22 protein-coding genes are annotated in these 25890 nt (G+C 57.5%); 14 read left to right on the top strand and 8 right to left on the bottom strand.

What is annotated here, in order from left to right:
- Positions 1–7: 7 nt before the first annotated feature.
- The 6 genes from CYR32_RS03405 to CYR32_RS03430 form a co-directional block, all read right to left on the bottom strand.
- On the bottom strand, positions 8–340 hold the full coding sequence (locus tag CYR32_RS03405) for a cytochrome o ubiquinol oxidase subunit IV (protein ID WP_101822594.1): 333 nt from the start codon (positions 338–340) through the stop codon (positions 8–10).
- Positions 340–954 (bottom strand): cytochrome o ubiquinol oxidase subunit III, encoded by a 615-nt coding sequence (locus CYR32_RS03410; protein WP_101822596.1) that lies wholly within the window; start codon positions 952–954, stop codon positions 340–342. The genes CYR32_RS03405 and CYR32_RS03410 overlap by 1 nt, the downstream gene beginning before the upstream one ends.
- Entirely contained in the window at positions 944–2935 is a 1992-nt protein-coding gene (gene cyoB, locus CYR32_RS03415; protein WP_101822599.1) for a cytochrome o ubiquinol oxidase subunit I, read from the bottom strand. The genes CYR32_RS03410 and cyoB overlap by 11 nt, the downstream gene beginning before the upstream one ends.
- A 3-nt stretch (positions 2936–2938) precedes the next feature.
- Positions 2939–3889, bottom strand: coding sequence for a cytochrome o ubiquinol oxidase subunit II (gene cyoA, locus CYR32_RS03420; protein ID WP_101822601.1), 951 nt, complete (start codon positions 3887–3889; stop codon positions 2939–2941).
- A gap of 477 nt (positions 3890–4366) precedes the next feature.
- Positions 4367–5848: a muropeptide MFS transporter AmpG gene (gene ampG, locus CYR32_RS03425; RefSeq protein WP_101822603.1), complete on the bottom strand. Its 1482-nt coding sequence runs from the start codon at positions 5846–5848 to the stop codon at positions 4367–4369.
- 145 nt (positions 5849–5993) lie between these two features.
- Positions 5994–6572, bottom strand: a complete 579-nt coding sequence (locus CYR32_RS03430) for a lipoprotein (RefSeq protein WP_101822605.1) — start codon at positions 6570–6572, stop codon at positions 5994–5996.
- Between the two features lie 329 nt (positions 6573–6901).
- Between CYR32_RS03430 and bolA the strand changes: the two genes are divergently transcribed.
- The 9 genes from bolA to CYR32_RS03480 all read left to right on the top strand — a co-directional run bounded on the left by bolA (position 6902) and on the right by CYR32_RS03480 (position 17646).
- A complete protein-coding gene (gene bolA, locus CYR32_RS03435; RefSeq protein ID WP_101815633.1) occupies positions 6902–7216 on the top strand; it encodes a transcriptional regulator BolA in 315 nt (104 codons plus the stop codon).
- Between the two features lie 430 nt (positions 7217–7646).
- A complete protein-coding gene (gene tig / locus CYR32_RS03445) occupies positions 7647–8948 on the top strand; it encodes a trigger factor (protein WP_101822607.1) in 1302 nt (433 codons plus the stop codon).
- 417 nt (positions 8949–9365) lie between these two features.
- Complete coding sequence (clpP, locus tag CYR32_RS03450) at positions 9366–9989, top strand: ATP-dependent Clp endopeptidase proteolytic subunit ClpP (protein ID WP_101815635.1); 624 nt, start codon at positions 9366–9368, stop codon at positions 9987–9989.
- Positions 9990–10143: 154 nt separating this feature from the next.
- A complete protein-coding gene (gene clpX, locus CYR32_RS03455) occupies positions 10144–11418 on the top strand; it encodes an ATP-dependent protease ATP-binding subunit ClpX (protein ID WP_072926501.1) in 1275 nt (424 codons plus the stop codon).
- A gap of 191 nt (positions 11419–11609) precedes the next feature.
- On the top strand, positions 11610–13964 hold the full coding sequence (gene lon, locus CYR32_RS03460; RefSeq protein ID WP_101822609.1) for an endopeptidase La: 2355 nt from the start codon (positions 11610–11612) through the stop codon (positions 13962–13964).
- A gap of 202 nt (positions 13965–14166) precedes the next feature.
- Positions 14167–14439 (top strand): nucleoid-associated protein HU-beta, encoded by a 273-nt coding sequence (gene hupB / locus CYR32_RS03465; RefSeq protein ID WP_101822611.1) that lies wholly within the window; start codon positions 14167–14169, stop codon positions 14437–14439.
- Between the two features lie 250 nt (positions 14440–14689).
- Entirely contained in the window at positions 14690–16570 is a 1881-nt protein-coding gene (gene ppiD / locus CYR32_RS03470; protein ID WP_101822613.1) for a peptidylprolyl isomerase, read from the top strand.
- A gap of 137 nt (positions 16571–16707) precedes the next feature.
- Complete coding sequence (locus CYR32_RS03475; protein WP_101822615.1) at positions 16708–17070, top strand: ComEA family DNA-binding protein; 363 nt, start codon at positions 16708–16710, stop codon at positions 17068–17070.
- A gap of 159 nt (positions 17071–17229) precedes the next feature.
- Positions 17230–17646 (top strand): YbgC/FadM family acyl-CoA thioesterase, encoded by a 417-nt coding sequence (locus CYR32_RS03480; RefSeq protein WP_101822617.1) that lies wholly within the window; start codon positions 17230–17232, stop codon positions 17644–17646.
- Between the two features lie 128 nt (positions 17647–17774).
- Here the strand turns inward: CYR32_RS03480 and queC are convergent, their stop codons facing one another.
- Positions 17775–18473, bottom strand: a complete 699-nt coding sequence (gene queC / locus CYR32_RS03485; protein ID WP_101822619.1) for a 7-cyano-7-deazaguanine synthase QueC — start codon at positions 18471–18473, stop codon at positions 17775–17777.
- Positions 18474–18583: 110 nt separating this feature from the next.
- Entirely contained in the window at positions 18584–19636 is a 1053-nt protein-coding gene (locus tag CYR32_RS03490; protein ID WP_101822621.1) for a PLP-dependent cysteine synthase family protein, read from the bottom strand.
- 124 nt (positions 19637–19760) lie between these two features.
- Between CYR32_RS03490 and CYR32_RS03495 the strand changes: the two genes are divergently transcribed.
- From CYR32_RS03495 to amtB, 5 genes are all read left to right on the top strand, one after another.
- A complete protein-coding gene (locus CYR32_RS03495; protein WP_101822623.1) occupies positions 19761–20222 on the top strand; it encodes an Lrp/AsnC family transcriptional regulator in 462 nt (153 codons plus the stop codon).
- A 94-nt stretch (positions 20223–20316) separates the two neighbouring features.
- The gene (locus CYR32_RS03500) at positions 20317–22086 is read left to right on the top strand and encodes a SmdA family multidrug ABC transporter permease/ATP-binding protein (protein WP_101822625.1); all 1770 of its coding nucleotides are present in this window, start codon (positions 20317–20319) and stop codon (positions 22084–22086) included.
- A complete protein-coding gene (locus tag CYR32_RS03505; RefSeq protein ID WP_101822627.1) occupies positions 22079–23881 on the top strand; it encodes a SmdB family multidrug efflux ABC transporter permease/ATP-binding protein in 1803 nt (600 codons plus the stop codon). Before CYR32_RS03500 ends, CYR32_RS03505 begins: the two co-directional genes overlap by 8 nt.
- A 341-nt stretch (positions 23882–24222) precedes the next feature.
- A complete protein-coding gene (gene glnK, locus CYR32_RS03510) occupies positions 24223–24561 on the top strand; it encodes a P-II family nitrogen regulator (RefSeq protein WP_002208627.1) in 339 nt (112 codons plus the stop codon).
- 39 nt (positions 24562–24600) lie between these two features.
- A complete protein-coding gene (amtB, locus tag CYR32_RS03515; protein ID WP_101822629.1) occupies positions 24601–25890 on the top strand; it encodes an ammonium transporter AmtB in 1290 nt (429 codons plus the stop codon).

Genomic DNA, 25890 nt, shown 5'->3' on the forward strand with positions numbered 1-25890 from the left:
CGGCTCGTTAACTGACCATCATATTGAGGTTGAGGTTGTACATAATCCAGAGTGAGCCCACAACGACGATGAGAATGATCATAGCGGTGAACAGGAACGCCACCAGGTTCCAGCGCTCTTCCGACGACGTGTTCATGTGCAGGAAGTACACCAGGTGCACCACAATCTGGATCACCGCCATCGCGACAACCGTGCCGAGGATGGTGGCATGAGAGGCAGTGCCGTTCATCACCATCCAGAACGGAATGATCGTCAGGATGACAGAGAGGACGAACCCAATCAGGTAGCTCTTCATGCTGCCGTGGCTGGCGCCGCCGTGCCCTGTAGAAGAATGACTCATTACATGGCCCCCATCAGATAGACAACGGTAAATACACAGATCCAAACAACGTCCAGGAAGTGCCAGAACAGGCTCAGGCACATCAGGCGGGTTTTGTTCACTGAGGTCAGGCCGCGGTTTTTCACCTGAATCATCATCACGATGATCCAGATAAGACCGGTGGTCACGTGCAGGCCGTGCGTCCCTACCAGGGTAAAGAAGGCAGAGAGGAAGGCGCTGCGGCCCGGCCCGAAGCCTTCGGCGATCAGGTGATGGAATTCATAGATTTCCATGCAGATGAAGCCGAGGCCGAACAGGAAGGTCAGGAACAACCAGGTGTTGACGCCGCTTTTGTTACCTTTGTTCATGGCCAGCATGGCCATGCCGTAGGTGATACTACTGAACAGCAGGCAGAAGGTTTCGACCAGAACGAACGGCAGTTCGAAAATGTCTTTACCAGAGGGACCGCCTGCGGTCCCGTTTACCAGTACCGCATACGTCGCGAACAAGCTCGCGAACAGTACGCAGTCGCTCATCAGGTAGATCCAGAAGCCAAAGACTTTGGTCCCACCTGCATCGTGGTGCCCATGCTCCGCATGGGCTACGTTGTGGTTAGTCAGAGTATCAGTTGACATGTTTCACGCCTGCTTTGCTGATTTGTTCAAAATGTTGGTTCTCAATACGCTCGATTTCGGCAACCGGCACATAGTAGTCAACATCGTTGTCGAAGCTTTTCGCGATCCAGGCCACAACCATCATCAGGAAGCCCACGATAGCCAGCCACCAGATGTCCCAGATAGCGGCGAAACCGAATACCAGGCTGCCGAAGGCAATGACGATACCCATACCGGAGTTTTTCGGCATGTGGATCTCTTCATACTTGGCCGGCTTCTTATACGCTTCGCCTTTTTCTTTCATGTCCCAGAATGCGTCACGGTCGTGAACATCCGGTACCACAGCGAAGTTATAGAACGGCGGCGGGGAAGAGGTCGCCCACTCCAGGGTACGCGCGCCCCACGGGTCACCGGTCAGGTCACGGTTCTGGTCACGGTCACGTACCGAGACGAAGAGCATGATCAGCTGGCAGAGGATACCGCAGGCAATCAGTGCCGCACCAAACGCCGCCACCATCAGCATCGGGTGGAATTCCGGGTCGATGTTCTGGCTCAGACGACGGGTCATCCCCATGAAGCCCAGCACGTACAGCGGCATAAAGGCCACGAAGAAACCGATGATCCAGAACCAGAAGGAGCGGACCGCCCATTTCTCATTCAGCATGAAGCCGAAGGATTTCGGGAACCAGTAAGTCAGGCCGGCGAAGCAACCGAACACCACACCACCGATGATAACGTTGTGGAAGTGGGCAATCAGGAACAGGCTGTTGTGCAGCACGAAGTCCGCACCCGGTACGGCCAGCAGCACGCCGGTCATCCCACCGATGGAGAAGGTGATGATGAAGCCAACGGTCCACAGCATCGCGGAGTTGAACTGGATACGGCCCTGATACATGGTGAACAGCCAGTTGAAGATTTTCACCCCGGTCGGGATGGAAATAATCATGGTGGCGATACCGAAGAAGGCGTTAACGTTCGCGCCGGACCCCATGGTGAAGAAGTGGTGCAGCCAGACGATGAACGACAGAACGGTAATCGCGATGGTTGCCCATACCAGGGAGGTGTAACCGAACAGACGCTTCTTGGAGAAGGTCGCGGTCACTTCCGAGAACACACCAAACACCGGCAGAACCAGGATGTACACTTCCGGGTGGCCCCATGCCCAAATCAGGTTGACATACATCATCATGTTGCCGCCCATATCATTGGTGAAGAAATGGGTGCCCAGATAACGGTCCATCGTCAACAGCGCGATGGTCACAGTCAGGATCGGGAAGGAGACGATGATCAGGATGTTGGTGCAGAGTGCCGCCCAGGTAAAGACCGGCATTTTCATCAGCGGCATACCCGGCGCACGCATACGCAGGATAGTCGCGAAGAAGTTAACACCTGTCAGCAGGGTACCGATACCGGAAATCTGCAAACTCCAGATCCAGTAGTCAACACCGACGCCGGGGCTGAATTCCTTACCGGACAGCGGCGGGTAGGCCAGCCAGCCGGTCTGCGCGAACTCACCCACACCCAGAGAGATGTTGATCAGCACCACAGCGGCAGCGGTGAACCAGAAGCTGACGTTGTTCAGGAACGGGAAGGCCACGTCGCGTGCACCAATCTGCAACGGCACGACGATGTTCATCAGACCAATAACGAACGGCATCGCCATGAAGAAGATCATGATCACGCCGTGCGCGGTGAAGATTTGGTCAAAGTGATGAGGCGGCAGGAAGCCCGCTTCCCCGGCAGAGGAGAGCGCTTGCTGGCCACGCATCATGATGGCGTCGGCAAAGCCACGCAGCAGCATGACGAACGCCAGGATGACATACATGATACCGAGTTTTTTGTGGTCAACGGAGGTCAGCCATTCCGTCCACAGGTACTTCCATTTGCCGAAGTAGGTGATGGCACCGACAAGGCCGGCCCCAAGAACCGCCACAACAGCAAGGGTAATCATAATGATGGGTTCGTGATAAGGAACCGCATCAAGCGTTAATTTTCCGAACATCTTTTATTCCTCGGCTCCGGCTTTTGCGTGCTCACCCATGTCCATGCCTTTGCTCATGTCCATACCGTCCGGCATGGCATCGATATCTTTGTGCGATTTCATCTCGCCCATAAATTTACCAATGACTTCCTGGAACAGACCTGATTTCACGCTGGAGAAGTACTCAACCGGATGTGCTTCGCTCGGCGCAGCCAGTTTGTTGAACTCATCAGTGCTGTTCAGGGTGTTAGGCGCCTGCTTCACTTTTGCCACCCAGTTATCAAACTCTTGCTGGTTTGGCGTAGCGATAGCATTGAACTTCATCCCGGAGAAACCGCGACCGCTGAAGTTGGAGGAGATCCCTTTATAGGTTCCTGCTTCATTAGCGATCAGATGCAGCTGAGTCTGCATACCGGCCATCGCGTAGATTTGTCCGCCCAGTTGGGGAATAAAGAATGAGTTCATTACCGTGTCAGACGTAACCTTGAACTGCACAGGCACGTTTTTCGGGATAGCGATCTCATTGACGGTGGCGATACCTTGTTCCGGATAGATAAACAGCCATTTCCAGTCCAGGGCGACCACTTCAATTGTCAGCGGTTTTTGGTCGCTTTCAATCGGTTTGAAGGGGTCCAAAGAGTGGGTGGTTTTCCAGGTTATCGTTGCCAGGATGGCAATGATAATGATTGGAACGGTCCAGACCACAGCTTCGATCTTGTTGGAGTGGGACCAGTTTGGACTGTACTTAGCGTCTTTGTTGGAAGCGCGATACTTCCAGGCAAAGGCGAAAGCCATAATGATCACTGGAATAACCACGATCAGCATTAAGCCGATTGCAGTCAGAATCAGTGTTCGTTGCTCATGTCCAATTGCTCCCTTGGGATCCATTAATGCCGTATTGCAACCACTAAGCATTACCGTGGAAGCAAATAAAGACAACATCCCAATACTTTTATTGTATTTCTCAAGTCTCATCTAACGACCTCAATTACAAGGGCTCTATTGTCGTTTCATGTGTGCGGGCATTTTACGGGAAGGTTGCAACACTGTAAACACGCTTAAGCGAGTGTCAGCAAGGTGTTGACACTTTATGTTAACATAGTCACACCTGTAACAGTAGGTGATGATTTCCTAATGGCAACAACGCGTTGTGACAACTAAGCTGCGGATTTTTAATCTATTTGCTGAAAAAATAACGGCTAAAGGCCGCGATTATTTCGCCAACCAGAAATGTTTAGAAATTCGAGGTTTAAATTATGTAAACAACTTGTGTAATTAAGGTGAAAAATAAAATAAATCTGATACCGAAAAAAAGCAGAACCCGGAAACACCCGGGTTAATTAGAAAGGCGTAGGGCAGGCGCGTTTTTCGCGGGCTAGCACAGAAATAGCAACCTGCACGTTTCTTTCTCTGTTATTTGTTCATTTTTTGAACTTGCGACGCCGGGCAAAATTACGTCACTGCCGCAGGCCGTCGCTGCGCGGCATAATCCAGCCCTGCCCCCCAGAGAATACCACCCAGGCCGAGCGCCATGCCCGCTTCAAATAACCCGGTCAGCAGCGTCCCCATGGCGAGGCCAGCCAGGGCCGATACCGCCAGCCCGGCCAGCCACAGCAGCAGCACCCCACAGCCCAGGGCAAACAGACGGAAGGCCCAGCGGTATGCCTGCGCAAAATGGGTGCGGGGGATGGCATCTTCATGGTGTTGCGCGTACTCCAGCGTGCTGCGGCAGGCGATCAGCAGCAGCAGCCCCGGCACCGCGGCCACAATGGAGAAGAGGTAGAACAGCGGCCAGCCATGCGCCTCCACAAACCAGCCCGCCACCGGGCCGACATAGACGCGGCCTACCGCTGACAACGCCGAGAGCAGGGCAAACTGGGTGGCGGAAAACGACTTGTTGCACAGCGCCATCAGCAGCGCCACAAAGGCTGCGGTGCCCATGCCGCCACACAGGTTTTCAAAGAAAATCGCCACCGCCATGCTGAGCAGGTGTTTATCGGTAACGGCCAGCAGCCAGTAACCGGCATTCGACACCGCCTGCAACAGGCCGAAGATCAGCAGGGCACGGAACAGCGACAGCCGCTGCATCAGCGCGCCGCCATAGAGCGCGCCGACAATGGTCGCTGCCAGCCCCAGGGTTTTATTGATCAGCCCCACATCGCCCGCCTCAAACCCGACGCCACGGATCAGAAAGGTGGTGCTCAGGCTGCCGGCGAAGGCATCGCCCATCTTGTAGAGCACAATCAGGCAGAGGATCAGCCAGGCATTGTTGCGGCCGAAGAAATCGCGCAGCGGGGCCATCACCGCCTGTTCCAGCGTGCGCGGCACCCCGGCGTGAGTCTCCGGCTCCGGTGCCCGCAGGGTGGTGACCACGCCTACCAGCATCAGGGCCGCCATCAGCCAGTAGGTCGCCTGCCAGCCGGCATAGCGGTCGGCCAGCCACAGCGCCAGCCCGCCGGAAACCAGCATCGCCAGCCGGTAGCCCAGCACCGACACCGCCGCGCCCGCGCCCCGCTGCTCTGCATTGAGCAGATCAGTTTTGTAGGCGTCGAACACGATATCCTGCGAGGCGGAGAGAAACGCCACCGCCACCGCCAGCGCCGCCAGCCACCAGAGATCCCTGGAGGGCTGCATAAAGCCCATCGCGAAGATCGCCCCAATCAGCAGAAGCTGGGTCAGCAACAGCCAGCCGCGCCGCCGCCCTAAAAACGGCGGCGTGTAGCGGTCCATCAACGGCGACCAGAAGAACTTAAAGACATACGCCTGGCCGACCAGCGAAAAGAAGCCGATGGTTTTGAGGTCAACGTTCTCCACCGTCATCCACGCCTGCAGGGTGCCGGAGGTCAGGGCCAGCGGCAGGCCGGAGGCGAAGCCGAGCAGCAGCATCACGATGCTGTTACGTTGGGTGAAAAGGCTGAGGGTTCGGCTGAGCATGGCTGGGTTCCGCAGGCTGGCAGATAAAGGAAAGAGAGGGCGGCATCAGCCGCTGGGGGTAAGGGCAGGCCGCGCAGGCGCGATACGCACCCTGTCCCTTAGAGCAGGCCGGCAGCCCAGGGGGGGGCCACCGGCCTGACGCGGATCAGCGGGCGTTCTGTTTGATGAACTCGCTGACGCTGGTGTCCTGTGCCATGTCGGCGATGACGTCACCCAGTACGGTGTTCACCGCATTGGTGATCTTGTCATTGGTGGCGGTAAACGCCCCCTGGACGTTATAGGTAGAGCGGTAGTTTTTCACCTGCTTGCTGCCGTTTTTCGCCGTGGCGATGATGGAGATGTCCGCCTTGGTGGTGATGTTGTAGCGCAGGTTACCTTCCTGGACATCGGCAAACAGGTTGTTGACCACGATCTGCAGGTCAACCGCGCCGTCGGCACCAATCATGTAGCCACGTGCGCTCATCTGCTTCTCCAGCACTTCCTGCAGCAGGAAGCGCAGATCGCGGGAGGGGGTCAGCGTCACCAGCTGGCCGTCACGGTTGACCTTCGCCAGGGCCTGATCCTGGCGCTGGTCTGCACCGTTGATGCTGACGGTCACGCCCATCAGGGTCGGGTCCTGGGTCGGCAACACCATTTTCGGCGTGACGTTAAGGGTATTGGTGCTGGTCGCGCAGCCGGCCAGCATCAGGACTGCCAGCAAAGGAAAGATCATTTTTTTAATCATGGTCACATCTCGTTCGTTATTAAGGATGGGCAATGCGCACTGGCCGACATCATAACATCGCCGTTCAGTGGGGGAAGATCCCGGCGGACAGTTTTGCACCTCTCCGCGCTTTTTTTACGCATTCCGGTGAGTCCGCGCGCCAATTTTTGCCTTTTCAACCGCATAAGTGGTTATGCTGACCCCGGCCGCCCCCCTTGCCGGGGGCGGGCAGGGGCTTTTTCAGCGTGATCGGTAACAAATTTACACAACCGGAGCGCTAACGGTTTAAAAACGGCTAATATTGAAACAGATAGGGCGCAGCTCTCTGCGGGTATAATAAGGAGAACTTAATGATTCGCGAGCAAATTGAAGCAAAATTAAGGGCGGCGTTTGAACCTGTTCATCTGGAAGTGGTGGATGAAAGCTATCGCCATAATGTGCCGGCCGGGTCTGAGAGCCATTTTAAAGTCATCATGGTCTCAGACCGGTTCGTGGGTGAGCGTTTCCTCACCCGGCACCGGGCCATTTATGGCGTATTGTCAGAGGAGCTCTCTGACGGGGTTCATGCCCTGGCGCTCCATACTTATACGCTGAAAGAGTGGGAAGGGTTACAGGACACCGTTCCCGCTTCACCGCCGTGCCGGGGAGCCGGTACGCTGGCTTAGCGGCCGCAGGCGGTTTACCCATTGGTGCCCCGGCTCACACGTTGTGGCTGGAACTTTTCACCGCAAATAGGGTATTAATAGAGTCGACTCGATAAAACGGCCTGCGGGCCGTTTTTGTTTCATGACGTTTGCGCGGATAACAGGCCGGTAACGCGGTGACGGGCAAATTGGCGAGTAAAACGCCGGAAGTGTGAGATTTAGCGCGTGATGGGCGCCGTCCCCTCCTCGACTCGCACGGCTTGCGCCGCTATAATGCTGCGTCTTATTTTCCGGAATGGTTTCGGGACGCTTCTGAAGACAGGGAATGGGTTCTGTAAAGCGGCCGTCCTGGTTCTTAGAAGCCGTTTTCAAAGTAAGCAGTCCCTGGGCTCTCATTTTGAGAACGGCTTCTGGAGTTGACCGAGCACTTTGATTTTTTTGAGGTAACAAGATGCAAGTTTCAGTAGAAACCACTCAAGGCCTTGGGCGCCGTCTCTCTATTACTGTACCGGCTGATGTTATCAATCAGGCAGTAAAAAAAGAGCTGATCAACGCAGCGAAAAACGTCCGTATCGACGGTTTCCGCAAAGGCAAAGTGCCGATGAACATCGTAGAACAGCGCTATGGCGCCTCTGTCCGCCAGGACGTGCTGGGCGATCTGATGCAGCGCAATTTTGTTGACGCGATCATCAAAGAGAAGATTAACCCGGCCGGCGCACCGAACTATGTGCCGGGCGAGTATAAAGAAGGTGAAGATTTCACCTTCGCGGTAGAGTTTGAAGTCTACCCGGAAGTGGAACTGAAAGATCTGGAAGGCATCGAGATCGAGAAGCCGGTTGTTGACGTGAAAGAAACCGACGTTGACGCCATGCTGGAAACCCTGCGCAAGCAACAGGCTGAGTGGAAAGAGACCGACGCCGCTGCCCAGGCAGAAGACCGCGTGACCGTTGACTTCAACGGTTCTATCGACGGCGAAGAGTTTGACGGCGGCAAAGCCTCTGACTTCGTGCTGGCGATGGGCCAGGGCCGTATGATCCCGGGCTTCGAAGAGGGTCTGGTTGGCCACAAAGCGGGCGAAGAGTTCACCATCGACGTGAACTTCCCGGAAGACTACCACGCGGAAAACCTGAAAGGGAAAGCTGCACAGTTCGCTATCGTGCTGAAGAAAGTTGAACAGCGTGAACTGCCGGAGCTGACCGAAGATTTCATCAAACGTTTCGGCGTGGCTGATGGTTCTCTGGAAGGCCTGCGTGCTGAAGTGCGTAAAAACATGGAGCGCGAGCTGAAAGGCGCCGTGCGTAACCGTGTTAAAACTCAGGCGATCGACGGCCTGGTTAACGCCAACCCGATCGACGTGCCGGCTGCCCTGGTTGACGGCGAAATCGACGTGCTGCGTCGTCAGGCTGCTCAGCGTTTCGGCGGCAACGAGAAACAGGCGCTGGAACTGCCGCGTGAGCTGTTCGAAGAGCAAGCTAAACGCCGCGTTGTGGTTGGCCTGCTGCTGGGTGAAGTGATCAGCAAAAACGAACTGAAGGCAGATGAAGATCGTGTGAAAGCACTGATCGAAGAGATGGCCTCCGCGTACGAAGATCCGCAGGAAGTGATTGAGTTCTACGGCAAGAACAAAGAACTGATGAACAACATGCGTAACGTCGCACTGGAAGAGCAGGCGGTTGAAACCCTGCTGGCCAAAGCAAAAGTCACTGAAAAAGAGACCTCTTTCACTGACCTGATGAACCAGGCGTCTGCCTGAGTGAATCGCTGAACCGGGTTCTGCCCGGTTCTCTCTGCCAGGCCCACGGAATCCCGTGGGCTTTCTTTTTTGCCCGCAGCCTTGTCACTAAATTTCTCATTCCTTTTGCCCCGATTTACACTATATTCAATATGTTGGTATGCCTGCCCGCACAATACGCCGGTTGCCGGCGACCGGGTCAGCTGTGCAGGAAGAGAAAGGGCAGGGGCAGTATGCGGCGGGCAAATTTCATTGGCGTGCTTGAAAAGCGCAGCCTTAGCCCCCACTGCTTAGGGGTACGGTTTCCATCGATCTGCATGAGGGGACGACCACCGTTTTCGGCAGGGGCGGCCGGGCGCTTGAGCATGGTCTTCAGCGGCCAACTCAAGTAGAATCGGTTTTAATGGCGCCAAAGTGAATTATTTCTAGGAGACGGTGATGTCATACAGTGGCGAACGAGATCAATTAGCACCTAACATGGCTCTGGTACCAATGGTGGTAGAGCAGACTTCCCGCGGTGAGCGTTCATACGATATCTACTCCCGCCTGTTGAAGGAGCGCGTCATCTTCCTGACCGGTCAGGTGGAAGATCACATGGCTAACCTGATTGTGGCGCAGATGCTGTTCCTGGAAGCGGAAAACCCGGAAAAAGACATCTTCCTGTACATTAACTCCCCGGGTGGCGTTATCACGGCCGGCATGTCAATTTATGACACCATGCAATTCATCAAGCCGGACGTCAGCACCATCTGTATGGGCCAGGCGTGCTCAATGGGCTCCTTCCTGCTGGCCGCCGGTGCCAAAGGCAAGCGTTTCTGCCTGCCGAACTCGCGGGTGATGATTCACCAGCCGCTGGGCGGTTTCCAGGGCCAGGCATCAGACATTGAAATCCATGCCAAAGAGATCCTGAAAGTCAAAGCGCGCATGAATGAGCTGATGGCGAAACATACGGGCCAGTCTCTTGAAGTGATAGAGCGTGACACTGAGCGCGACCGTTTCATGTCTGCAGAACAATCTGTAGAGTATGGCCTGGTCGATTCGGTATTGACCCATCGCGTCTGACGCTAATGAGTACGAACCGATGCGCTATACTGGGTGAAGCTACTGTGTTTTTTCGCAGTTAACGCATCGGCGGCCAGCAGCGGAGAGGTTCGTTAACTGGTCATGCTTCTGCCGTGTGTTGCGGCAGGACAGATACTAGAGAAGAGGTTTACTGATGACAGATAAGCGCAAAGACGGTTCAGGAAAGCTGCTGTACTGCTCTTTTTGCGGCAAAAGCCAGCATGAAGTGCGTAAGCTGATTGCCGGGCCGTCAGTGTATATCTGCGATGAATGTGTTGATCTGTGTAACGACATTATTCGCGAAGAGATTAAAGAAGTTGCGCCCCACCGTGAGCGCAGCGCACTCCCGACCCCGCACGAAATCCGCAACCACCTGGATGACTACGTCATTGGCCAGGAACAGGCGAAAAAAGTGCTGGCGGTGGCGGTATACAACCACTACAAACGTCTGCGTAACGGCGATTCCAGCAATGGCATCGAGCTGGGTAAAAGTAACATTCTGCTGATCGGCCCGACCGGCAGCGGTAAAACCCTGCTGGCTGAGACGCTGGCCCGTTTCCTGGATGTGCCGTTCACCATGGCGGACGCTACCACCCTGACCGAAGCCGGTTACGTGGGTGAGGATGTGGAAAACATCATCCAGAAACTGTTGCAGAAGTGCGACTACGACGTGCAGAAAGCACAACGCGGCATTGTCTACATCGATGAGATCGACAAGATCTCCCGCAAGTCAGACAACCCGTCCATTACCCGCGACGTCTCCGGTGAAGGTGTGCAGCAGGCGCTGCTGAAACTGATCGAAGGCACCGTGGCAGCTGTTCCGCCACAGGGCGGGCGCAAACATCCGCAGCAGGAGTTCCTGCAGGTCGATACGTCGAAAATCCTGTTTATCTGTGGCGGCGCTTTCGCCGGGCTGGATAAGGTGATCGGTCAGCGTATCAATACCGGGACCGGGATTGGCTTCGGTGCGGAAGTGAAGGGTAAATCTGAAAAAGCGACAGAAGGCGAGCTGCTGGCCCAGGCTGAACCAGAAGATCTGATCAAGTTTGGTCTGATTCCTGAGTTCATCGGTCGTCTGCCGGTGGTTGCGACCCTGAGCGAGCTGAGCGAAGACGCGCTGATTCAGATCCTGAAAGAGCCGAAAAACGCCCTGACCAAACAGTACCAGGCGTTGTTCAATCTCGAAGGGGTGGAGCTGGAGTTCCGCGATGAGGCCCTGAACGCGATTGCCAAGAAAGCGATGGCCCGTAAAACCGGTGCCCGCGGCCTGCGCTCTATCGTTGAAGGCGCACTGCTGGACACCATGTATGACCTGCCTTCTATGGACAGCGTTGACAAAGTGGTGATTGATGAGTCGGTAATTGCCGGCCAGTCTGAACCGATGCTGATCTACGGTAAGCATGAGGCCCAACAGGCTTCCGGCGAGTAATTAGCCAAACATTCAGCATGTTAAACATCAAATGGGGGAAATCATCCCCCATTTTTTTTTCCTCGCATTCTTGTCGTTGAATGTCAGATATTCATCCCCATATACTCAGTATCCTACTTGCTGAAACCCGGGAATCTGGTGTTTCACGAGATTTCTTTAACCTGGCGGAAGCTAAACTAAGAGAGAGCTCTATGAATCCTGAGCGTTCCGAACGCATAGAAATCCCCGTATTGCCTCTGCGCGATGTGGTGGTCTATCCGCACATGGTGATCCCGTTGTTTGTTGGCCGGGAAAAATCGATACGGTGCCTTGAAGCCGCAATGGATCACGATAAGAAGATCATGCTGGTGGCGCAAAAAGAGGCCTCAACGGATGAACCTGGCGTCAACGATCTGTTTTCTGTCGGTACGGTAGCGTCTATTCTGCAAATGCTGAAGCTGCCGGACGGCACGGTAAAAGTGCTGGTTGAAGGGTTGCAGCGTGCGCGTATTACCACGCTTTCCGATAACGGCGAGCACTTTGCCGCCGAAGCGGAGTACCTGGACTCGCCGGCCATTGATGAGCGTGAGCAGGAAGTCCTGGTGCGCACGGCCATCAATCAGTTTGAAGGCTACATCAAGCTCAATAAAAAAATTCCGCCGGAAGTGCTGACCTCCCTGAACAGCATTGACGATGCCGCCCGCCTGGCTGACACCATCGCCGCCCATATGCCGCTGAAACTGGCTGACAAGCAGTCTGTACTGGAGATGTTCGACATTACCGAACGTCTGGAGTACCTGATGGCGATGATGGAATCTGAGATCGATCTGTTGCAGGTGGAGAAACGCATCCGCAACCGCGTCAAAAAACAGATGGAAAAGAGCCAGCGTGAGTACTATCTGAATGAGCAGATGAAGGCGATTCAGAAAGAGCTTGGCGAAATGGATGACGCGCCGGATGAAAACGAAGCGCTGAAACGCAAAATTGACGCGGCCAAAATGCCGAAAGAGGCCAAGGAAAAAACCGAAGCTGAGCTGCAGAAGCTGAAAATGATGTCGCCGATGTCCGCTGAGGCCACGGTGGTGCGCAGCTACATCGACTGGATGTTGCAGGTGCCGTGGAATGCCCGCAGCAAGGTGAAAAAAGATCTGGTCAAGGCGCAGGAAGTGCTCGATACCGATCACTACGGCCTGGAGCGGGTCAAGGATCGCATCCTTGAGTACCTCGCCGTGCAGAGCCGCGTCAGCAAAATCAAAGGCCCGATCCTTTGCCTGGTGGGGCCGCCGGGGGTAGGTAAGACCTCCCTGGGCCAGTCCATTGCACGGGCCACCGGCCGCCAGTATGTGCGTATGGCGCTGGGCGGCGTGCGTGATGAGGCGGAAATCCGCGGTCACCGCCGTACTTACATCGGCTCCATGCCGGGCAAACTGATCCAGAAAATGGCGAAAGTCGGGGTGCGTAACCCGCTGTTCCTGCTGGATGAGATCGACAAGATGTCCTCGGACATGCGCGGCGACCCGGCGTCTGCCCTGCTGGAAGTGCTGGACCCGGAACAGAACGTGGCGTTTAACGACCACTATCTGGAAGTGGATTACGATCTCTCCGATGTGATGTTTGTGGCGACCTCAAACTCCATGAACATCCCGGCTCCGCTGCTGGACCGTATGGAAGTGATTCGTCTCTCCGGTTATACCGAAGATGAGAAGCTCAACATTGCCAAGCAGCACCTGCTGCCGAAGCAGATTGAGCGTAACGCGTTGAAGAAAAGCGAAATCACGGTGGAGGACAGTGCCATTGTCGGCATTATCCGTTACTACACCCGTGAAGCCGGGGTACGTAGCCTGGAGCGTGAAATCTCCAAACTCTGCCGCAAGGCAGTGAAACAGCTGCTGATGGATAAAACCCTCAAGCACATCACCATTTCCGGCGACAACCTGAAGGATTACCTCGGGGTGCAGCGCGTGGATTACGGCCGGGCCGACACGGAAAACCGCGTTGGTCAGGTAACGGGCCTCGCCTGGACGGAAGTGGGCGGTGACCTGCTGACTATCGAAACCGCCTGTGTGCCGGGCAAAGGCAAACTGACCTACACCGGTTCGCTGGGTGAAGTGATGCAGGAGTCGATCCAGGCTGCCCTGACGGTGGTGCGTGCGCGTGCGGATAAGCTGGGTATCAACCCGGACTTCTACGAAAAACGCGACATCCACGTGCATGTGCCGGAAGGCGCGACGCCGAAGGATGGCCCAAGCGCCGGTATCGCCATGTGTACTGCGCTGGTCTCCTGCCTGACAGGGAACCCGGTGCGTGCCGACGTCGCCATGACCGGTGAAATCACCCTGCGCGGTCAGGTACTGCCGATTGGCGGCCTGAAAGAGAAGCTGCTGGCTGCCCATCGCGGCGGCATCAAAGTGGTGCTGATCCCGGATGAGAACCGTCGCGATCTGGAAGAGATTCCGGATAACGTGATTGCCGATCTGGAGATCCACCCGGTTAAGCGCATCGATGATGTGCTGAACCTGGCGCTGCAAAACCCGGCATTTGGCGCACAGCCGGTCGCGGCTAAATAAGTTCCGATGCCATAAGCGTGATCAGAAGCGGGCAGGTCAGTATGATCTGCCCGCTTTTTTTATGCCTTTTACCCGGCAGACGCGCGCCGGCAGGGCGGGCGGCGGCGGCTTGCATAGGCCCGGCAGGCTTGATATAAAAGCAGCGCAGCCGCGCATCCAGGACTTTTCAGCGCGGCTAAAGATTTTAAAAGGGGATGAATAAGTGAATAAATCACAACTGATCGACAACATTGCCGCAGGGGCTGACATTTCTAAAGCCGCGGCAGGACGTGTTCTGGATGCCATTATCGAGGCGGTGACCGACAGCCTGAAGCAGGGCGAGGATGTGGCGCTGGTAGGGTTCGGCACCTTTGCCGTACGTGAGCGGGCAGCCCGTACCGGGCGCAACCCGCAGACCGGGAAAGAGATCGCGATTCCAGCGGCAAAAGTCCCGGGTTTCCGTGCAGGTAAAGCGTTGAAAGATTCAGTAAACTAATCAGCGGCAGGGTGTTTGTGTGACAGGCGCGGTTTGCCTCAAACTATCACCTGACGTCACTTGCCTGGTAAGGTAAGATACAAGGCGCATCAAAAACGATGCGCTTTTTTTATTTGCAGCACAGGCAGGATGCGGGTTTTAACCCGGTTTACCTGACCTTTCGCGCTACCGCGCAGCGGCGCAGGATGCGCCGGGCATCAATGCCTGCGCAGGGTTGTTAATCTCTACTACAGCGGAGTGTTGTCACACTATGATGGACAATTTACGCGCGGCCTCTAACCATGTCGTGCTCAAGATCATCCTGGCTCTCATTATCCTGTCCTTTGTTCTGACCGGGGTGGGCAACTACCTGATCGGTGGCTCCGGCGACTACGCCGCGAAGGTGAACGGCCAGGAGATTACCCGCGCCCAGTTTGAGCAGGCCTTCCAGAATGAACGTGCCCGTATGCAGCAGCAACTGGGTGAGCAATTTTCCGTACTGGCCGGCAACGAGCAATATATGCAGCAGTTGCGCCAGCAGGTGCTGAACCAGCTGATCGACGTTACCCTGATTGACCAGTACGCCAAAAAACTGGGCATCGCCATCAGTGACGGGCAGGTCAGGCAGAGCATCCTGAAGACGCCCGCCTTCCAGACCAATAACCAGTTCGATAACGAGAAATACCTGGCAATGGTGCGCGGCAGCGGCTACACGCCGGACGGCTACGCACAGGTTGTGCGCCGCCAGTTGCAGGCACAACAGCTGAACCAGGTGTACGGCGGCAGCGAATTTGTGTTGCCGGGCGAAACCGACAGCCTGGCTGCGCTGGTGTTGCAGGAGCGGGATGTCCGCGTGGCCGCGTTTGATACCGACGCCCTGGCTGCCAAACAGACGGCAACCGACGAGGAGCTGAAAGGTTACTACGATCAGCACCAGAATGAATTCATCGCCCCGCAGCAGCTGAAAGTCAGCTACCTGGAGATGGACGCCGCGGCCCTGCAGGACAAGGTAACCGTCACGGATGCCGACGTGGCCGCCTACTACGATCAGCATAAAAGCAGCTTTGGCCAGCCGGAGCGCAAGAAGTTTGCGGTGATTGTCCTGAAGTCCCAGGCTGACGCAGAGGCCGTACTGGCTGAGCTGAAGAAAGGCGAAGATTTTGCGGCGCTCGCCAAAACCAAATCCACCGATACTTTTACCGGCAAACGCGGCGGTGAACTGGACTGGATGGAGCCGGAAACCACGCTGGACGATTTTAAAAACGCCAACCTGACGGAAAAAGGCCAGATTTCCGGCGTGATTAAGTCCTCTTCGGGCTACCTGATCCTGCGTTTGAACGATCTGGAGCCGGCAAAGCTGAAGCCGTTGGATGAAGTGCGCAATGATGTGCTGGCCAAGCTGAAGCAGGAGAAAGCGCTGGACGCTTACTACACGCTGCAACAGAAAGTCAGCGAAGCCGCCACCAATGACAACGAGTCCCTGGCCTCGGCGGAAGAGGTGTCCGGCATTAAAGCGGTTCACACTGACTGGTTCACCCAGCAGACCCTGCCGCAGGCGCTGAACAGCAAGCCGGTAGTGGATGCCCTGTTTGATGGCTCGCTGTTGGGCGAGGGCGGTTCTCCGGGCAGCAACTCCAACGTCATCACCACAGATGGCGACCGCGCCTTTGTCGTGCGGGTGGATGCGCACAAACCACAGGGCGTGAAGCCGTTCGCGGAAGTGCGTGACGCCGTGGTGGCTCAGGTGAAACATCAGAAAGCCCAGGCGCAGGCGCAGGCTGAGGCACAAAAAGTGCTGGCTGAGCTGAAGCAGGGCAAAGGGGATGAGGCGCTGAAAGCTGCCGGCCTGAGCTTTGGCACCACGCAGAAAGTGTTGCGTTCCCAGCAGCCTTCCGCGTTTGAGCAGAGCATCTATGCCCTGCCGCACCCGCAAGCAGGCAAGCCGAACTACGGCGTGACCCAGGATGAAAAAGGCAACGTGGTGATCGTCGCCCTGGATGCCGTCAACCCAGGCAAGCTGCCGGCGGATGAAGTGGCGAACTTCTCCGGCCAGATCAAAGAGGGTGCCACCAACATCACCTTTGATGCGCTGATTGCCGGCCTGCGTCAGTCTGCCAAAATCAAAATGGGCAGCGCGGCACAAGTGCAGTAGCGCTTCCAGAAAAATGTAATCCGTTGCAACACACAAAGGCCGCTTTCGCGGCCTTTTCCACATCTATTATCTGGTCTTTGTATCTGTTTCTGCTTTTCGGCATGGTGTGCGTGCTGAACAACACAAGGAGAAACAGCATGAAAAAATTAGGTATTACCTCACTGTCCCTCGCCCTGGCATTGGGGCTGTCTACCCTGCCGGTGATGCTCCATGCCGCCCCCAACAGCGAAACCACCACGGCTGCGGCACCGGCTAAAAAAGCGGAAAAAGCCCCTGAAGCCAGGGCCGCGGCAGCGCCCCAGGAGGAGAAGGTCAACCTCAATACCGCAGATGCGCAGGCGCTCTCTGACGGGTTAAACGGCGTTGGCCTGAAAAAAGCGGAGGCCATCGTCCGTTACCGTGAGGAGTCCGGGCCGTTCACCGCGGTGGATCAGTTGCAGGAAGTCCCCGGCATCGGGCCGTCCCTGGTGGAGCGCAACCGTGACCGGATGGTTTTGTGAGGCGCTTCGCGTTGCCTTACGCTTTTCTTCACCGGATGAGGCTTTCTGCTACGCTCAGTAAGTGATCCGACCAGTGCGCCTGCGGGCGCACTTTACGCCGGTGTCAGGCTTTATCGCGATGCCGCGTCCACCGTTTATGTCAGGAGAGAAAGAGCCGCTATGCAGACCTTTATTAAAGTCCGGGGATTTCATATTGATGTTTACCAGCACGTTAACAATGCCCGCTATCTTGAGTTTCTGGAGGAAGCCCGCTGGGAGTGGCTGTCAGCGCTGGAGGGGTTTCAATGGATGAAAGCGCGCCAGATCGCCTTTATCGTGGTGAACATCAATATTAACTATCGGCTGCCTGCGGTGCTGGGTGACCTGTTGCAGATCGACAGCCGGCTGGAACGCCTCAACGGGCGCAGCGGGGTGGTCAGCCAGGTGGTGACGCGCAACGGGGACGCCATTGCCGATGCCGCACTGACCTTCGTCTGTATTGATCTGAAAACCCAGAAAGCGCTGCCGCTGGAAGGGGAGTTGCTGGAGAAGTTACGCCAGCTTGAACAGCAGGACAGAGACCTGCCTGCGGGCTGACCGGCATTGTGCCGCGATCGTCTCTCTGCGGCCCGATCTTTATCAGGAAGGGAAGATCCACTACACGCGGTAATGATCACACCCCGGCGCGGGGCGTGATCGGTATCAGAAAGAGGGGGCGAACCCGGTTACTGCAGGCCGCTTTTATGTTTCAGGCTAGCCATGACACCGGCACGGTCTTGCTGATAAACCGCCAGGCCGTTCGCCCGCAGGTGGCAGGCGGCGCATTCACCGCAGCCGTCACCCTGAATGCCGTTGTAACAGGTAAGGGTATCGCGGCGAATGCGCTCCAGCTGCCCGTAGTAGTCGGCCAGCGCCCAGGTTTCCGCTTTGTTCAGCCACATCAGCGGCGTTTCAAACCGGACATCCCGCGCCAGGCCGAGGGAAACGGCCTGGTTCAGCGCTTTGACGAATTCGTCCCGGCAATCCGGGTAGCCGGAGAAGTCCGTTTCGCAGACGCCGGTAATCACGGCTTCCGCCTCAATCTGGTAGGCGTAAATAGAGGCCAGCGTCAGGAACAGGATATTGCGCCCCGGCACAAAGGTGCTGGGCAACGCACCGGCGGCTTCGCTGCCATAGCTGGGGACCGGGATGTTATCCCGCGTGAGGCTGCTGATGGCCAGTTCATTTAACAGGCCGACATCCAGCACCTTATGCGCGCGCGCGCCCAGTGCTGCCGAGAGGGTTTGCGCCACCTCGATTTCTGCCCGGTGCCGCTGCCCGTAGTCGAAGGTGATGCAGTGTACTTCATCATACTGCGCCAGCGCCTGGATCAGGCAGGTGGTCGAGTCCTGGCCGCCACTGAACACCACTACTGCTCGTTTCATGTCATGCTTACCTTTTTATCATGCAAGCCCGGCTGGGGTTCTGCCGGGTATCAATCACTATAGGGTACTTTCCCCGGTGTGGTTTGAACAGCTGTGCGGCGGCGGGCGGCTTAACCGCCGGCAATACCCGGTATCAGGCGCTGCAAAAAGGGTGTGGTGTCGCCGATATGGGCGCTGACCCATTCATCGTTGTAGTAGGTGTCCGGGTAACGTTCACCGCTGTCACACAGCAGGGTCACAATCGAGCCTTGCTCACCGCGCGCCCGCATCTCAGTGGCCAGCAGCAGCGCGCCATAGAGGTTGGTACCGGTTGACGCCCCGGCCCGCCGCCCCAGCATGCGCGTCAGCCAGGTCAGCGCCGCCATGCTGGCAGCGTCCGGCACCTGAATCATCCGGTCAATGACGTCAGGGATGAAGGACGGTTCCACGCGCGGGCGGCCGATGCCTTCAATCCGGCTGCCGCAGGCGCGGGTAAGCTGGGGATTGCGCTGGTGGAAGTAGTCGAAAAACACTGAGTTTTCCGGGTCTACCACCACCAGTTGAGTGTCATGGCCCTGATAACGGATATAGCGCCCGAGGGTGGCGGACGTTCCGCCGGTGCCGGCCCCCATCACCACATAACGTGGGATGGGAAAAGGCTCGCGTGACATCTGGCGGTAAATGCTGTCGGCGATGTTATTGTTGCCGCGCCAGTCAGTAGCCCGTTCCGCATAGGTAAACTGATCCATATAGTGGCCGCCCAGATCGTGGGCCAGATGTTCAGAAGCGGCGTAGATCTGCCCGGTGTGCTCCACAAAGTGGCAGCGGCCGCCATAAAATTCAATCTGCTCGATTTTACGGCGGGCCGTCCCCGCGGGCATCACCGCGATAAACGGCAGCCCCAGCAGCCGGGCAAAATAGGCTTCAGAGATGGCAGTGCTGCCGGAAGAGGCCTCAATTACCGGGGTGTTTTCACGCAGCCAGCCATTGCAAAGCGCATAGAGAAACAGCGAGCGCGCCAGGCGGTGCTTCAGGCTGCCGCTGGGGTGTGTGCTCTCATCTTTCAGGTAGAGGGCAATCCCCGGGAAATCCGGCAGCGGCAGGCGGATCAGGTGAGTGTCGGCAGAGCGCTGGAAATCGGCGTCAATTTCGTGAATGGCGCGTCTGACCCAGGAAGCAGTCATAACATCTCCCGGCAAGGGCAGTGAATTGAGGGTAGCTAAGGGTACGCGGTTAGCGGGAAAAAAGGGTTGCTATCTTGCCTGTGAAATGGCGACATAGGAGAAAATTTTTCTCAGGAGGCCCCGTATGTTAGATAAAATCGATCGTACGCTGTTGCGCCGGCTGCAACAGGACTGCACGTTATCGCTTCAGGCGCTGGCCGAGTCGGTCAACCTGACGGCCACACCCTGCTGGAAACGGCTGAAAAGGCTGGAGGACAACGGGTATATCCGTGGGCGGGTGGCATTACTCGACGGGGAGAAACTGGGCCTGGGGCTGACAGCGTTTATGCTGGTCAAAACCCAGCAGCACAACCGCGAGTGGTATCAGCATTTTGTCAGCCAGACGGAGCAGATGCCGGAGGTGCTGGCCTTCTACCGGATGACCGGCGAGTATGATTACCTGCTGCAAATCCAGGTGGCTGACATGAAAAGCTACGACATTTTCTATAAAAAACTGGTAAACGGGGTGCCCGGGCTGATTGAGGTGACCTCCAGTTTTGCGATGGAAAGGATTAAATACACCACGGCCCTGCCGCTGCCGGAATAACCGGCACCACATCGCTTTTTTCCCCGCTTCTTCTATGCTGCTGGGGGGAAAGGGTCTGATGCAGGGACGCTTCATTTTTTGGGAATAACATCTTGTGAGATTGTTTGCACAACTAGGCTGGTATTTTCGCCGGGAGTGGCGTCGCTATCTCGGTGCGATTGCACTGCTGATTATTATCGCAGGGCTGCAACTGCTGCCGCCAAAACTGGTGGGCGTGATTGTGGACGGCATCACCCAGAAACGGCTCTCCACGGCAGCGGTGCTGGGGTGGATTGGCGTGATTCTGATGACGTCCGTGGTGGTTTATCTGCTGCGTTATGTATGGCGTGTGCTGCTGTTTGGTGCCTCTTACCAACTGGCGGTGGAGCTGCGCGAGCGGTTCTACCGCCAGCTCAGCCGCCAGCACCCGGCCTTCTACCTGCGCCATCGCACCGGTGACCTGATTGCCCGCGCCACCAATGATGTGGACCGGGTGGTATTTGCTGCCGGGGAGGGGGTGCTGACGCTGGTGGACTCGCTGGTGATGGGCTGTGCGGTGCTGGTGGTAATGAGCACCCAGATCAGCTGGCAGCTCACACTGTTGTCACTGGTGCCGATGCCGATCATGGCGATGGTGATCAAACGCTACGGCGATCAGTTGCATCACCGTTTCAAAGCGGCCCAGGCGGCCTTCTCGTCACTGAATGACCAGACGCAGGAGAGCCTGACCAGCATCAGGATGATCAAGGCGTTTGGGCTGGAGGATCACCAGTCCGGTCAGTTCGCGCGCGTGGCCGCCGATGCCGGGGCGAAAAACCTGCGGGTGGCGCGGGTGGATGCCCGCTTCGACCCGACCATCTATATCGCCATCGGCATGGCTAACCTGCTGGCGATTGGCGGCGGCAGCTGGCTGGTGGTAAACGGCACGCTGACACTCGGCCAACTGACCAGTTTTGTGATGTATCTGGGGCTGATGATCTGGCCGATGCTGGCGCTGGCCTGGATGTTCAATATTGTCGAGCGCGGCAGTGCCGCTTACAGCCGTATCCGTGGCTTGCTGAGGGAGGCACCGTCGGTGAAGGACGGCGACCAGCCGCTGCCGGCGGGGCGGGGCGAGTTGCAGGTTGAGATTGCGCGTTTCCACTACCCGGAAAACAGCCATGCGGCGCTGCATGATGTCAGTTTCCGCCTGCAGCCGGGGCAGATGCTCGGCCTGTGCGGCCCGACCGGGGCCGGGAAAAGTACCCTGCTGGGGCTGGTACAGCGCCAGTTTGACGTCAGCGAAGGGGAGATCCGGTATCACGGGCTTGCGTTGCAGACCATTAAACTGGATGCGTGGCGCGGGCGGCTGGCGGTCGTCAGCCAGACGCCGTTCCTCTTCTCCGACAGCGTCGCGCAAAACATTGCCCTGGGCCGCCCGGAGGCGACCCCGGCGCAGATTGAGCAGGCCGCCCGGCTGGCCAGCGTGCATGAGGATATTCTGCGCCTGCCGCAGGGTTATGAAACAGAAGTGGGCGAGCGCGGGGTGATGCTCTCCGGCGGCCAGAAGCAGCGGATTGCCATTGCGCGGGCGCTGCTGCTGGAGGCGGAGATCCTGATCCTGGACGATGCGCTCTCCGCAGTGGATGGCCGCACCGAACATGAGATTCTCAGCAATCTGCGGCAGTGGGGCAGTAACCGCACGGTGATCATCAGCGCGCACCGCCTCTCAGCATTGACCGAGGCCAGCGAAATTCTGGTATTCAACCAGGGCACCGTGATGCAGCGCGGCGATCATGAGACGCTGGCAGCCCAGCCCGGCTGGTACCGCGATATGTACCGTTATCAACAACTTGAAGCGGCTCTGGATGAACCGGCCGATCAGCAGGAGGCGCATGATGCCTAAGTTCCAGTCCATGTGGCCGACCCTGAAACGCCTGCTGGCCTACGGCTCCCCCTACCGTAAGCCGCTGATTCTGGGCGTGCTGATGTTATGGGTGGCGGCCGCCGCCGAAGTGGGCGGGCCGCTGCTGATCAGCTATTTCATTGATCATGTCGTCGCCCGCGGCAGCTTGCCGCTGGGGCTGGTTTCCGGCCTGGCTGCCGGTTATATCCTGCTGAACCTGCTGGCGGCGGCACTGCACTATTTCCAGTCGATCCTGTTTAACCGGGCTGCGGTCGGCGTGGTACAGACACTGCGCATTGACGTGATGGACGCCGCCCTGCGGCAGCCGCTGAGTGAATTTGATATTCAGCCGGTGGGCCAGCTTATTTCGCGCGTCACCAATGACACCGAAGTGATCCGCGACCTCTATGTCACCGTGGTCTCCACGGTGCTGCGCAGCGTGGCCCTGATCAGCGCCATGCTGGTGGCGATGTACAGCCTGGACTGGCGCATGGCGTCGGTGGCGGTCTGCATCTTCCCGGCAGTACTGGTGGTGATGGTGGTCTACCAGCGTTACAGCACGCCGATTGCCCGCCGGGTGCGCGGCTATCTGGCGGACATCAATGACGGCTTTAATGAAGTGATCAACGGCATGGGCGTGATCCAGCAGTTCCGCCAGCAGGCGCGCTTCGCGGAGCGCCTGAGCGCGGCCAGCTGGGCGCATTACCATGCGCGGATGCAGACGCTGCGGATTGAGGGTTTCCTGCTGCGCCCGCTGTTGAGCCTGTTTTCCACCCTGGTGCTGTGCGGCCTGCTGATGCTGTTTGGCTTCAGCGCCGTCGGCAGCGTGGGCGTGGGGGTGCTTTACGCCTTCATCAACTACCTGGGGCGGCTGAATGAGCCGCTGATTGAGCTCACCTCCCAGCAGTCGATCCTGCAACAGGCGGTGGTGGCCGGGGAGCGCATCTTTGAGCTGATGGACCGGGTGCAGCAGCAGTATGGCGGCGATGACCGGCCGCTGACCAGCGGCTGCATTGAGATTGATAACGTCAGCTTCGCCTACCGGGATAATAAAAACGTACTGGAGCAGATCTCGCTGGGGGTACCGTCACGCGGGTTTGTGGCGCTGGTGGGGCATACCGGCAGCGGCAAAAGTACGCTGGCGAACCTGCTGATGGGGTACTACCCGCTGAGCCACGGGCAGATCCGGCTGGATGGCCGGCCGCTCTCCTCCTTGTCACACCGGGCGCTGCGCCAGGGTGTGGCAATGGTGCAGCAAGACCCGGTGGTGCTGGCGGAGTCGGTGTACGCCAACGTCACCCTGGGGCGTGAGATCGATGAGCAGGAGGTGTGGCTGGCCCTGGAAACCGTGCAACTGGCGGAGCTTGTCCGTGATATGCCGGAAGGCATTCACACGCGGCTGGGCGAGCAGGGGAACAATCTCTCCGTAGGCCAGAAGCAACTGCTGGCAATGGCACGGGTACTGGTGCAGGCCCCGCAGATCCTGATTCTGGATGAGGCGACCGCCAACATCGACTCCGGGACGGAACAGGCGATCCAGCGCGCGTTGCGCGCCATCCGTGAGCGCACCACGCTGGTGGTGATCGCCCACCGCCTCTCTACCGTGGTGGATGCTGACACCATTCTGGTATTACACCGCGGCCATGCGGTGGAGAGGGGCACCCATGCGCAGCTCCTGGCACAACAGGGCCGTTATGCGCAGATGTACCAGATGCAACTGGTGGGTGAGCAGCTGGAAGCGGATGCCGGGCAACCTGCTGCCGCCAACGCCCCGCAGGAGCCGGTCTCCCTCTGATGCCTTCCGGCAGTGCCTGCTTCTGCGGGCACTGCCGCCTTCTTTTTTGCCCTCCCTTGCGTCGCTTCCCCTCGCTTTCGCACCATTATCAGGCAGTGATCCACGCCAAACCGGTACCCTTGCACACTTCTAAAGCGCATTGCACTAAAAGGAGGCGGGTCTATGCTTTCCTTGGGGTGACTTAAGTCAAATTACCCGGCCCGGCCGGCCGGGAAAGGGCGGACAGTGCCCCCCATCCCCTCTATTCACAGACGAAATCATTTATGGCACACCCTTTGCTTTAAACAAGCCATCGGGCGCATGTTTAACGCGACAGGGCTCTTAATTTGAGGAGTGGCAATATGAAGCTGGTTACCGTGGTGATCAAACCATTCAAACTGGAAGATGTGCGTGAAGCGCTCTCTTCTGTCGGCATTCAGGGGCTGACCGTGACGGAAGTCAAAGGCTTCGGTCGCCAGAAAGGCCATGCGGAGCTTTATCGCGGGGCGGAATACAGCGTTAACTTCCTGCCAAAAGTCAAAATTGATATTGCCATTGCTGACGACCAGCTGGATGAAGTGATTGATGTGATCAGCAAAGCTGCCTACACCGGAAAAATCGGTGACGGCAAAATTTTCGTTGCAGAGTTGCAGCGTGTGATTCGTATTCGTACCGGCGAAACCGACGAAGCAGCATTGTAATTTCAGGCTCGGATGAGTGAATAAGGGGATGGGTTTATAATGAAAAAACGTTTATCCATAATGGGCCTTGGCGCTGCGGCCATGCTGCCGTCACTGGCAATGGCCGCACCGCCGGCCGTCGCTGATAAAGCAGACAACGCCTTTATGATGATCTGCACGGCGCTGGTGTTGTTCATGACGGTGCCGGGCGTGGCGCTGTTTTACGGCGGCCTGTTGCGTTCCAAAAACGTGCTGTCGATGCTGACGCAGGTAATGGTGACCTTCGCGCTGGTGTGTGTGCTGTGGATGCTCTACGGCTACAGCCTGGCTTTCAGCGAAGGCAACGCCTTCTTTGGCGGCTTCCAGACGGCGCTGCTGAAAGGCATTACCGTTGATAGCCTCAGCGGGACGTTTGCCCAGTTCATTCATGTCGCTTTCCAGTGCTCGTTCGCCTGCATCACCGTGGCGCTGATTGTCGGCGGTTTCGCGGAACGTGTCCGGTTCTCGGCGGTACTGATTTTCACCGTGATCTGGCTGACCTTCTCCTACCTGCCGATTGCCCATATGGTATGGGGCGGCGGCTTCCTGGCCGCTGACGGCGCGCTGGACTTCGCCGGCGGCACCGTGGTGCACATCAACGCCGCGATTGCCGGCCTGGTCGGGGCATATCTGTTGGGTAAACGCGCCGGTTTCGGCAAGGAAGCGTTTAAACCCCACAACCTGCCGATGGTCTTCACCGGCGCAAGCATCCTCTATGTCGGCTGGTTCGGCTTCAATGCCGGTTCCGCCAGTGCGGCCAACGGCATCGCCGCGCTGGCATTCGTCAATACCGTGATGGCAACGGCAGGGGCGATTCTCTCCTGGATTCTGGTGGAGTGGATGGTGCGCGGCAAGCCTTCCCTGCTGGGTGCCTGCTCCGGCTGCATCGCCGGGCTGGTGGCGATTACCCCGGCCGCCGGTTATGTGGGCGTCGGCGGTGCCCTGATTATCGGGCTGGTGGGCGGTGTGGCCGGCCTGTGGGGCGTGGTCATGCTCAAACGCTGGCTGCACGCGGATGACACCTGCGACGTCTTCGGTGTGCACGGCGTGTGCGGCATTACCGGCTGTATTCTGACCGGGGTCTTCACCTCCTCCTCACTGGGCGGTGTGGGCTATGCCGAGGGTGTCAGTATGGCGCATCAGGTCTGGGTCCAGCTGTTCAGCGTCGGCCTGACGCTGGTCTGGTCCGGCGTGGTGGCCTTTATCGGCTACAAAATTGCTGATATGGTGGTAGGGCTGCGTGTTCCGGAAGATCAGGAGCGCGAAGGGCTGGATGTAAACAGCCACGGCGAGAACGCCTACAACCAGTAA

Source organism: Chimaeribacter coloradensis (assembly GCF_002858715.1).
Taxonomy (GTDB): Bacteria; Pseudomonadota; Gammaproteobacteria; order Enterobacterales; family Enterobacteriaceae; genus Chimaeribacter; species Chimaeribacter coloradensis.

Bases quoted from the DNA above. Each gene is read 5' to 3' on its own strand.
- ppiD (WP_101822613.1), top strand. From the start codon at position 14,690: ATGATGGACAATTTACGCGCGGCCTCTAACCATGTCGTGCTCAAGATC.
- amtB (WP_101822629.1), top strand. From the start codon at position 24,601: ATGAAAAAACGTTTATCCATAATGGGCCTTGGCGCTGCGGCCATGCTG.
- lon (WP_101822609.1), top strand. From the start codon at position 11,610: ATGAATCCTGAGCGTTCCGAACGCATAGAAATCCCCGTATTGCCTCTG.
- CYR32_RS03405 (WP_101822594.1), bottom strand. From the start codon at position 340: ATGAGTCATTCTTCTACAGGGCACGGCGGCGCCAGCCACGGCAGCATG.
- cyoA (WP_101822601.1), bottom strand. From the start codon at position 3,889: ATGAGACTTGAGAAATACAATAAAAGTATTGGGATGTTGTCTTTATTT.
- bolA (WP_101815633.1), top strand. From the start codon at position 6,902: ATGATTCGCGAGCAAATTGAAGCAAAATTAAGGGCGGCGTTTGAACCT.
- CYR32_RS03475 (WP_101822615.1), top strand. From the start codon at position 16,708: ATGAAAAAATTAGGTATTACCTCACTGTCCCTCGCCCTGGCATTGGGG.
- clpX (WP_072926501.1), top strand. From the start codon at position 10,144: ATGACAGATAAGCGCAAAGACGGTTCAGGAAAGCTGCTGTACTGCTCT.
- CYR32_RS03410 (WP_101822596.1), bottom strand. From the start codon at position 954: ATGTCAACTGATACTCTGACTAACCACAACGTAGCCCATGCGGAGCAT.
- CYR32_RS03505 (WP_101822627.1), top strand. From the start codon at position 22,079: ATGCCTAAGTTCCAGTCCATGTGGCCGACCCTGAAACGCCTGCTGGCC.
- CYR32_RS03490 (WP_101822621.1), bottom strand. From the start codon at position 19,636: ATGACTGCTTCCTGGGTCAGACGCGCCATTCACGAAATTGACGCCGAT.
- queC (WP_101822619.1), bottom strand. From the start codon at position 18,473: ATGAAACGAGCAGTAGTGGTGTTCAGTGGCGGCCAGGACTCGACCACC.
- ampG (WP_101822603.1), bottom strand. From the start codon at position 5,848: ATGCTCAGCCGAACCCTCAGCCTTTTCACCCAACGTAACAGCATCGTG.
- clpP (WP_101815635.1), top strand. From the start codon at position 9,366: ATGTCATACAGTGGCGAACGAGATCAATTAGCACCTAACATGGCTCTG.
- tig (WP_101822607.1), top strand. From the start codon at position 7,647: ATGCAAGTTTCAGTAGAAACCACTCAAGGCCTTGGGCGCCGTCTCTCT.
- CYR32_RS03430 (WP_101822605.1), bottom strand. From the start codon at position 6,572: ATGATTAAAAAAATGATCTTTCCTTTGCTGGCAGTCCTGATGCTGGCC.
- CYR32_RS03480 (WP_101822617.1), top strand. From the start codon at position 17,230: ATGCAGACCTTTATTAAAGTCCGGGGATTTCATATTGATGTTTACCAG.
- glnK (WP_002208627.1), top strand. From the start codon at position 24,223: ATGAAGCTGGTTACCGTGGTGATCAAACCATTCAAACTGGAAGATGTG.
- CYR32_RS03495 (WP_101822623.1), top strand. From the start codon at position 19,761: ATGTTAGATAAAATCGATCGTACGCTGTTGCGCCGGCTGCAACAGGAC.
- cyoB (WP_101822599.1), bottom strand. From the start codon at position 2,935: ATGTTCGGAAAATTAACGCTTGATGCGGTTCCTTATCACGAACCCATC.